The 8750-nt window shown below is 61.1% G+C and carries 6 protein-coding genes and 1 rRNA gene; 1 reads left to right on the plus strand and 6 read right to left on the minus strand.

Annotated elements, in window-relative coordinates; translation table 11 throughout:
- Positions 1 to 61 precede the first annotated feature (61 nt).
- The 4 genes from JFX23_RS06675 to JFX23_RS06690 all read right to left on the minus strand — a co-directional run bounded on the left by JFX23_RS06675 (position 62) and on the right by JFX23_RS06690 (position 4678).
- Positions 62 to 1120, minus strand: coding sequence for a 3-isopropylmalate dehydrogenase (locus tag JFX23_RS06675; protein WP_198776257.1), 1059 nt, complete (start codon positions 1118 to 1120; stop codon positions 62 to 64).
- Between the two features lie 229 nt (positions 1121 to 1349).
- Positions 1350 to 2375 carry a ketol-acid reductoisomerase gene (gene ilvC, locus JFX23_RS06680; protein WP_040314188.1) on the minus strand — a complete coding sequence of 342 codons (1026 nt, stop codon included), beginning with the start codon at positions 2373 to 2375 and terminating at the stop codon, positions 1350 to 1352.
- 2 nt (positions 2376 to 2377) lie between these two features.
- Positions 2378 to 2890 (minus strand): acetolactate synthase small subunit, encoded by a 513-nt coding sequence (gene ilvN, locus JFX23_RS06685; RefSeq protein ID WP_198776258.1) that lies wholly within the window; start codon positions 2888 to 2890, stop codon positions 2378 to 2380.
- 3 nt (positions 2891 to 2893) lie between these two features.
- Positions 2894 to 4678 carry an acetolactate synthase large subunit gene (locus JFX23_RS06690; RefSeq protein ID WP_198776259.1) on the minus strand — a complete coding sequence of 595 codons (1785 nt, stop codon included), beginning with the start codon at positions 4676 to 4678 and terminating at the stop codon, positions 2894 to 2896.
- Positions 4679 to 4934: 256 nt separating this feature from the next.
- Here JFX23_RS06690 and JFX23_RS06695 point away from each other — a divergent pair, with 256 nt between their 5' ends.
- Positions 4935 to 6572 (plus strand): aspartate:alanine exchanger family transporter, encoded by a 1638-nt coding sequence (locus JFX23_RS06695; protein WP_005964587.1) that lies wholly within the window; start codon positions 4935 to 4937, stop codon positions 6570 to 6572.
- A gap of 415 nt (positions 6573 to 6987) precedes the next feature.
- Here the strand turns inward: JFX23_RS06695 and JFX23_RS06700 are convergent, their stop codons facing one another.
- A complete protein-coding gene (locus tag JFX23_RS06700; RefSeq protein WP_416153023.1) occupies positions 6988 to 8340 on the minus strand; it encodes a threonine/serine exporter family protein in 1353 nt (450 codons plus the stop codon).
- Between the two features lie 324 nt (positions 8341 to 8664).
- Positions 8665 to 8750 (minus strand): 5S ribosomal RNA (rrf, locus tag JFX23_RS09695); the annotation flags it as partial.

An 8750-nucleotide genomic window follows, 5' to 3' on the forward strand; every position in this document is an offset into this window, starting at 1 on the left:
TTCCGTCATGTGACCCCTGGGCGGGAGGCGGGAAAAGAGAACTCCGAGTGGATCTGCCGGCTCAGTTGAGGGCTGCGACGAGGGCGTCGCCGATCTGCGAAGTCGAGCGCAAGAGCGGAACCCCTGTGGCTGCTGCCTGGGCTCGCGCCGCCATATCGGATTCAATGGCGGCCTCGATCTTTGTGGCGAGGTCGGCGCGTCCGATGTGATCGAGGAGGAGCGCAACGGAGGCGATCGTGGCGGTCGGATCGGCTTTACCCTGTCCCGCGATATCGGGGGCGGAGCCGTGGACGGGTTCGAACATTGAGGGGAAGGCCCCCTCTGGGTTGATATTGCCGGAGGCGGAGAGCCCAATGCCACCGGTGACGGCCCCGGCCTCGTCGGTGAGGATATCGCCGAAGAGATTGTCGGTGACGATGACGTCGAAACGCTGCGGGTCGCTCACCATATAGATCGTGGCGGCATCGACGTGACAGTAGTCGACGCGAACCTCGGGGTACTCGGCTCCGAGGGCTTCAACGGTACGGCGCCACAGGTGCCCGGCGTTGACGAGGACATTGTGTTTATGCACGAGGGTCAGGTGCTTCGCGGGCCTGGCGTTCGCTTTCTCGAAGGCAAAGCGGACAAGGCGCTCAACACCGAAAGCCGTGTTGACTGACACTTCGGTCGCGATCTCCTGGGGGGTGCCGACGCGGACGGCTCCCCCGTTGCCGCAGTAGAGGCCTTCAGTGCCTTCACGCACGACGATGAAGTCAATCCCTTCGGGGGCCACGAGGGGGCTGGGCACTCCTTCATAGTGCTTCGAGGGACGCAGATTCACGTAGTGGTCGAGGGCGAAGCGGAGCTTGAGGAGTAGGCCGCGTTCGAGCACGCCGGAGGGGACCGAGGGGTCTCCGACTGCTCCCAGCAGGATCGCGTCATGCGTTTTGATCGCCTCGAGGTCATCTTCTGTGAGGGTGTCGCCGGTGCGGTGCCAACGATCCGCGCCTAAGTCGAAGCTCGTGGTTTCGAGGGTGATGTCGGAGCCTTCGAGGACGGCGCCCAAGACTTTGAGGCCTTCGGGCACGACCTCCTTGCCGATGCCGTCGCCAGGGATCACTGCAAGCTTGAGAGTCGTCATGACTCTAATTGTCAGCAAGCGCGCCTCCCCCTTCAGGCTCGTCCGCCCACTGGTCGCCGTCCTCGAATCATCCACGAGCTGTGGGGAGGGCGTCCCTGCGTTCCAAGGCTCCCCGCTTTGACGCCCTTGTGCCTCGAGGTCCTTGCGTTTCAGGAGAGCTTCATTACGCGACTGGGCGGTGCGGCAGCTCAAAACTGCCGCACCGCCCAGTAACAAGCGGAAGACGAGATCAGCGGGCGGCGGAGCCGTCGGTGTAATCAGTGTCAACCGAGGTCCAACCGAAAGCCTTGCGGAGCTTTTGACCGGTCTTCTCGATCGGATGATTCTCACCCTCAGCGCGCAAAGCCTTGAACTCGAGGCCACCATTGTCCTGGTCGGCGATGAAACGCTTCGCGAAGGTCCCGTCTTGAATATCGGCGAGAACCTCCTTCATCGCTTCCTTCACCTGCGGGCCAATAACACGCGGGCCGGACACATAGTCGCCGTATTCGGCGGTGTCGGAGCACGACCAGCGCTGCTTCGTCAGACCACCCTCGTTGATGAGGTCAACAATGAGTTTGAGTTCGTGGCAGACCTCGAAGTAGGCCATCTCAGGCATGTACCCGGCCTCGGTGAGGGTCTCGTAGCCGTACTGGATGAGGCGCGAAACGCCGCCACACAGGACCGCCTGCTCGCCGAAGAGATCAGTTTCGGTCTCCTCGGTGAAGGTCGTTTCGATGACGCCGGCGCGAGTCGCACCAATGCCCTTCGCGTAGGACAGGGCGAGGGCGAGCGCCTGACCTGAGGCGTCCTGCTCAACGCAGACGAGGGCGGGAACGCCTCGGCCGTCTTGGAACTGGCGGCGCACTGTGTGGCCGGGGCCCTTGGGGGCGACCATGCAGATGTCGTGTCCCTTCTCGGGCACGATGTAGCCGTAGCGGATGTTGAAGCCGTGGGAGAAGAACAGGGCCGCGTCGGGCTTGAGGTTCGGGGCGATCTGCTCGGCGTAGACGAAGCGCTGCACCTGGTCGGGGACCAGGATCATGACGACATCGCCTTCCTTGACGGCTTCGGGGACGTCCTTCACTTCAAGGCCGGCGGCCTCGGCCTTCTCCCAGGAGGAGGAGCCGGGACGAAGACCGACCACCACATCGACGCCCGAATCCTTGAGGTTGAGGGCGTGAGCGTGACCCTGCGAGCCATAGCCGATGATGGCGACCTTCTTGGACTGGATGATCGACAGATCAGCGCCATCGTCGTAGATGATCTCGGTCATTGTCATTTCTCCTTCAGTTGATCCGTGATCGAACGCGATCCGCGGCCGATGGCCACGGCGCCCGATTGGACGATTTCAGTGACGCCGAAAGGCTCAAGTGAATGCAAGAGGGCTTCCAGCTTGGAAAGGGAGCCAATGGATTCGATGACGACCGTTTCGGTCTGCACATCGACCACGTGGGCTCGGAATAGGTCGACCACCTGCAAGACGCTCGTGCGACGGGTTTCGTCGGCGCGCACCTTCAAGAGGATGAGGCGGCGTTCCACCTTCTCCTCCGGATCGAGTTCGACGATCTTCATGACGTTGACCAGCTTGTTGAGCTGTTTTGTCACCTGTTCGAAGGGGGCTTCATCGACCTCGACGATGATCGTCATCCTCGAGATCTCGGGGTGTTCCGTCTCCCCCACGGCGAGGGACTTGATGTTGAAGCCGCGGCGCGCGAAGAGTGCGGCAACCCTCATGAGGACGCCGGGCTTGTTCTCCACGAGAACGGAAAGCGTATGCATCTCAGCCATTTCTCAGTCCTCCAGGTCCCAATCGGGAGCCATGTCCCGTGCGTAGCGGATTTCATCGTTTGACACGCCTGCGGCGACCATCGGCCACACCATCGACTCTTTGGAGACGCGGAAGTCGATAAGGACCGGCCGGTCGTTAATGGACATCGCCCATTCGATCGCTTCGTCGACCTCGTCGATGGAGCGCACGGTTCTCGCTGCCATCCCGTAGGCGGTGGCGAGCATTTCGAAGTTCGGGATCTGCTCGCCGTCATCGGGGTTGAGGGTCGTGTGCGAGTAGCGCTGCCCATAGAAGAGGTTCTGCCACTGACGCACCATGCCGAGCACGGAGTTGTTGATGAGGCAGACCTTGATCGGGATCTTGTTGATCGAGCAGGTTGCGAGCTCCTGATTCGTCATCTGGAAGGAGCCGTCTCCGTCGATCGCCCACACGACTGTGTCAGGTTTGGCGACTTTCGCGCCCATGGCCGCCGGAATGCAATAGCCCATGGTGCCCAGTCCACACGAGGACAGGAAGTGACGCGGCTCTTCGTAGGAGATGAACTGCGAGGCCCACATCTGGTGCTGTCCGACACCGGTCACGTAGATCGCCTCAGGTCCGACGATCTTCGACAGCTTCCCCAAAACCTCCTGCGGGGCCATCATCCCGTCCTCCGGGTCGACCCATCCGAGCGGATATTCCTCTTTCAGGCGCTCAAGGTAGGCCCACCACTGCGAAATATCCGCCGCTTTCCGTTTCTTCTTCAAGGCGGTGATCTCAGTGACGAGGGCGGGGATCGCTTCAGCGAGATCACCGACGATCGGCACATCGGCGTAGCGGTTCTTCGAGATTTCAGCGGCGTCAATGTCGACGTGTACGACCTTCGCTCCTGTGGCGAAGGAGTCGAGTCGACCGGTGACGCGGTCATCGAAACGCGCCCCGAGGGCGATGACGAGGTCGGCCCTTTGCAGGGCGCCCACTGCGGGGACGGTGCCGTGCATTCCGGGCATACCGAGGTTGCGCCGATCCGAGTCGGGGAAGGCGCCCCTGGCGGTCAGGGTCGTGACGACTGGTGCGTTCGTCGCATCGACGAGGCGCGCGAGATCCTGAGAAGCATTCGCGCGGATCACGCCACCGCCGACGTAGAACACGGGGGCTTTCGCTGAGAGGATCGCTTCAGCGGCTGCGCGGACCTGCTTCTTGTGGGGTTTAGCGGGCAGCTTGAAGCCCGGAAGGTCAATGGCCGGTGGCCAGGAGAATTCGAGGGACTCAGTCTGAGCGGAGCGGGTCACATCCACGAGGACCGGACCGGGGCGCCCCGAAGAGGCAATGATGAAGGCTTCTGCGATCCGGGAGGGAATGTCCTTCGGATCGGTGACGAGGAAGGAGTGCTTCGCGAGGGGCATCGCCGCGCCGACAATGTCGGCCTCTTGGAAGGCGTCCGTTCCTATGAAGGAGGCGCCGACCTGGCCGGAGATGACGACCATGGGGACGGAGTCCATGTTCGCGTCGGCGATCGCAGTCAAGGTGTTCGTCGCGCCCGGCCCCGAGGTGACGATCGCGCACCCGACTTTTCCGCTTGCCAGAGCGTAGCCCTCGGCTGCGTGAGCGGCTCCTTGTTCGTGGCGCACGAGGATGTGGTGGAGTTTCGAACTCATCAGGGGGTCGTAGGTCGGGAGGATGGCTCCGCCGGGCATGCCGAAAACATCGCTCACGCCAAGAGCCTCCAGGCTCGCGACGATCGCTTGAGCGCCGCTCATCGTCTGTGTTGCCGCAGTGTCCTTCACTGTGTGGTCCTCTCGTTTCATCGGTGGATCTCATGAAAAAATCCCCAGCGGCCTTTGCCTTGGGGATTGGGCGTGCGATCCATCCGTTTTCACACAGCAGGAACCGCACGCCCGGGTACGAGGACCAGGACGCGAATTCCGAGCGCGTGAATGTTGAGCACGTCTCTACCGTAGAGCGCGCCCGGGCGCTCGCTTGAGACGTCTCACACTTCGGAACCATATTCCTTCTTACTCTTGGGACGATGGACCGACGGGAAGAATCGTGATCCGCGAGATAATGCACCCGAGTCCTCAACGACACACGACATCGGAGTTCAAGACTGTGGAAACAGTGTTCTCGCTTCTGGCCGATCAGCCAGTCCTCTTTCTCTTCCTCCTTATCGGCGTCGGCATGGCCTTCGGTCATGTCAAGGTCAAGGGAATCGGCCTCGGAGCTGCCGCAGTTCTCTTCCTCGCGATCGCACTCGCTGCCTGGGCTCAGGCCTACGGCATTGAGCTCGTCGTGACGAAGCAGCTCGGTACCCTGGGCCTGACCCTCTTCACCTTCGCGATCGGCATCAACTCCGGCGCCTCCTTCTTCCATAACCTGAAGACCGCAACCGGCCCGATCCTCGCGGTGGTCCTCTTGTACGTTCTCACCGCGACCACCGGCCTCTTCGTCGGCAAAGCGATGGGCATGGATATCGCCTTAATCTCCGGTACCTTCGCCGGTGCCGTCACGAACACTCCTGCTCTCAATGCCGCGGGTGAAGCGTCCGGTGATCTCGCCACTGCGACCGTCGGTTATTCCATCGCCTACCTCTTCGGCGTTATCGGCATGCTCATCGCCTCAATGGCGGCCCTCGCTTACGGCAAGAACGACCGCGACCAGCCATCGCCTCTTGCGAACCGGACGATCCGTGTTGAGCGCGACGATCATCCTTTCGTCGGCGATATCTACCAAAAGCTCGGTTCGAAGGTCACTTTCTCTCGTTTGCGCCGTGGAGAAACCGGCCCGATCACCCGCCCCTCCATGTCGGACACCCTCGATCAGGGCGACCTCGTGACCGTTGTCGGGCCTCGTGAACTCGTTGCACGCGCCGCCACAGAACTCGGCCACGCCTCCTCTCACTCGCTCATGCAGGACCGTAGCTACCTCGATTTCCGTCGCGTCACCGTCTCGGATCCGAAGGTCGCCGGTCGGACCATTGCCGACCTGGATTTCGCCACTCAGTTCTCGGGCACTATTTCGCGTGTGCGCCGTGGTGACGTCGATATGGTCGCCGAGCCCGGCTTGGTCCTCCAGCAGGGCGACCGAGTCCGCGTTGTCGCTCCGACCTCGAAAATGGAAGCGATCACGAAGTTCTTCGGTGACTCCGCTCGTGGGCTTTCCGATCTCAACCCCATTGCACTTGGCTTGGGCATGGCTCTTGGCATCGCGATTGGTGAGCTGCCGATCCTCACTCCCTCGGGCGAGTACTTCTCGATCGGCTCTGCTGCGGGCACCCTGATCGTCGGTCTGATTTTCGGCCGACTGGGCCGCATTGGACCGATTGTGACGGCTCTTCCTTTCACTGCGAGCCAAGTGCTCTCTGAGCTCGGGCTTCTGGTCTTCCTCGCGCAGGCCGGCGCGAATGCGGGCGGACAGATCGCCCATGCCTTCACCTCTGGCGCGTGGATCAAGATTGCAGTGCTCGGCTTCATCATGACGACGATCATGGCGGTCGGCATTTACGTGACGATGCGTTGGATCTTCAAGATGGGTGGCACGCAGCTTTCAGGTCTGCTCGGCGGCGCTCAGACTCAGCCTGCGGTTCTTGCCTTCGCGAATGGTCGTACGAACTCCGATCCGCGAGTCGCCCTCGGTTATGCGCTCATCTACCCGATTGCGATGGTCGGCAAGATCCTTGTCGCCCAGATTCTCGGCGGTATGTGAGGCGCGCCCTTCGGGTTCCTATGCGGGGAGGTGCTCAGTGCTGTGGCTTCAGTACTGAGCACCTCCCTCGTATTTGTGCTCTTGGGTCTTTTCTTACTGACGCTTTTCTGGCGCTTTCTGTGCTCCTTTGCGCGCTGGTGTGTGCTTCGGTCCTCCTTGGCGCTTCGACCTGCGCTCGTGTGTACCCCCGGGGCTGAGCAATTCTCAACTGCCGCTTTGTCTTTGCCCAGTAAAACTCTTGGGACTATATCCGCGGGCGTTGACCGGCGCGTCCGAGAATATGCCCTGCCCTGATACACAGGGTCCTCGGCCTCGTCCTCTGCCCGCTGAGGCAAAGCACCCCCGTCCTCGCCCTCTGGGGCACAGTGGTCGTCCTCGTCCTTCCCAACTTGCTCAGGGCTCGAGCAGGGAGAAACTATTCGAGGGGCTCGAGGGCGGGAACACCCACCATCGGGGCTTCTTGGAGCCAATTGCGATCAGTGAGCATGCGGGCGACTGCAAGCCCAATCCCGATGCCGACGATTGTGAAGATAACGGTGAACAGAGCCGTCAGAGCCTCGATCATCTGGCCGTTGTTGAGATAGGTGAGAGAGCGATACAGGGGCACGCCCGGGATCATAATGACGACGGCAGGTACCGACAGGGTTACTCGAGAAAAACGAGTCTTCGAGGCCGCGAAGGTTGCGAGTAGACCCGCAGCTAAAGCGGCAAGACCAACCGCTGCAGGCACCTGCATATGAGCTTCATTGACGAGGAGGAGACGAGCCGTGTTGATGAGGGCGCCAATCGTGGCAGCTACCGCGGCGACCTTCAGGGGCGAGTTGAACAGCAACGCGAAACCGAAGGCCGCGACAAAACTTGTCAGGGCCCTGAGGATGTACAAGAGCCACAGCGGCAGCACATAGGAGTACTCCGGGGTCACGGACCAGTGGAAGAGGGTCGAGACCGTCCATGTCGCAACTCCCGCTGAGACCAAGAGCATAAAGACATAGGTCAAGCGGGCAATCCCCCCTTGGAAGTCGTGGCGCACCAGGTCGATGATGCCTGTGACCAGCGGGAAGCCGGGGACGAGGAAGAGGAGCGCAGAAATGAAGCCCGCCTGGTGTGTGGGTTCGAGGCCGAGGAACTGCTGAGCAGGAGCAACGAGGAGGATGTAGATGAAGGCTGCTAGGCCTCCACAGGCCATCCAGACACCGAAGTGATTCATCCGCCGATGCAGCATCTGTCGGCGCATCGCCTGACCAAAAAAGGCCGCGACGGCAACCGCCGAACACTCCACCCATCCACCGGAGTTCAAGAAGGAGAAGGCGGCGCAAGCAAGGCCAGAGGCTGCGGCGTTTAAGAACCAGTCGTAGAGAGGCTTTGCCTTTTCGATCTCGTCGAGGGAGCGTGCGACATCCTCTGCGAGGACCGTCCTGCCCTTGAGTGAGGCGACGAGATTGTTCAAACGGTCGATACGATCTGCGTTGACCCCCATGGTCCTTTGCTCGGCGAGCCCCGTGCGGAAAGTCCCGTTCGCATATGAGGTTGCAATGATCTCTGTATAGGTGACCTGCGCACGGTGTTCTGAGATTCCTACCGCATGGGCGAGAGTCGCCATTGATGCTTTGACACGATACGCACTTGCGCCCGAGGCGAGGAGCATCTGACCAAGTCTGAGTACGACTTGTGATTGATGGGCAAGACGGTCATGAGCTTCCCGAAGGGCCTCATGAGGGTCTGCGACGTTGTGAAGCAGTTGCGGCGAGTGCGGATCTGCATCGGCCAAGGCAGGAGCTAAAGCCGACTCTGATGAATTCTGCGATTCGGTCATAGAGTCCAGTGTTTCACCTTGGAGCTAAGAAACTGGGCGACGTAGGACTTGATTGCTGTGTTTGGTGCGCCACTCGTTGTCGTTGGAGATTGGGTTTGTGCGTGTGTGTGTGGTGATCCGGGTTTGCACCCGGTTGTGTGTTGGCGTGTCTGGTGCACCACTTGCAGACATTGGTGTGTGTGAAAGAGGGGTGGGGGGGGGAGCATCGGGAAGCAAGGAACACGAACGTGTTCCCTCCTTCCAAAGGCTCTACCCCCCACCCCCTTTTTTGTGGTGTGGTTGCGGCGGTTTCCTACTCTCCCACACCCTGTCGGGTGCAGTACCATCGGCGTTGTTGGGCTTAGCTTCCGGGTTCGGAATGTTGC

Source organism: Schaalia cardiffensis (assembly GCF_016405145.1).
In the GTDB taxonomy this organism is placed as follows: Bacteria; Actinomycetota; Actinomycetes; order Actinomycetales; family Actinomycetaceae; genus Pauljensenia; species Pauljensenia cardiffensis.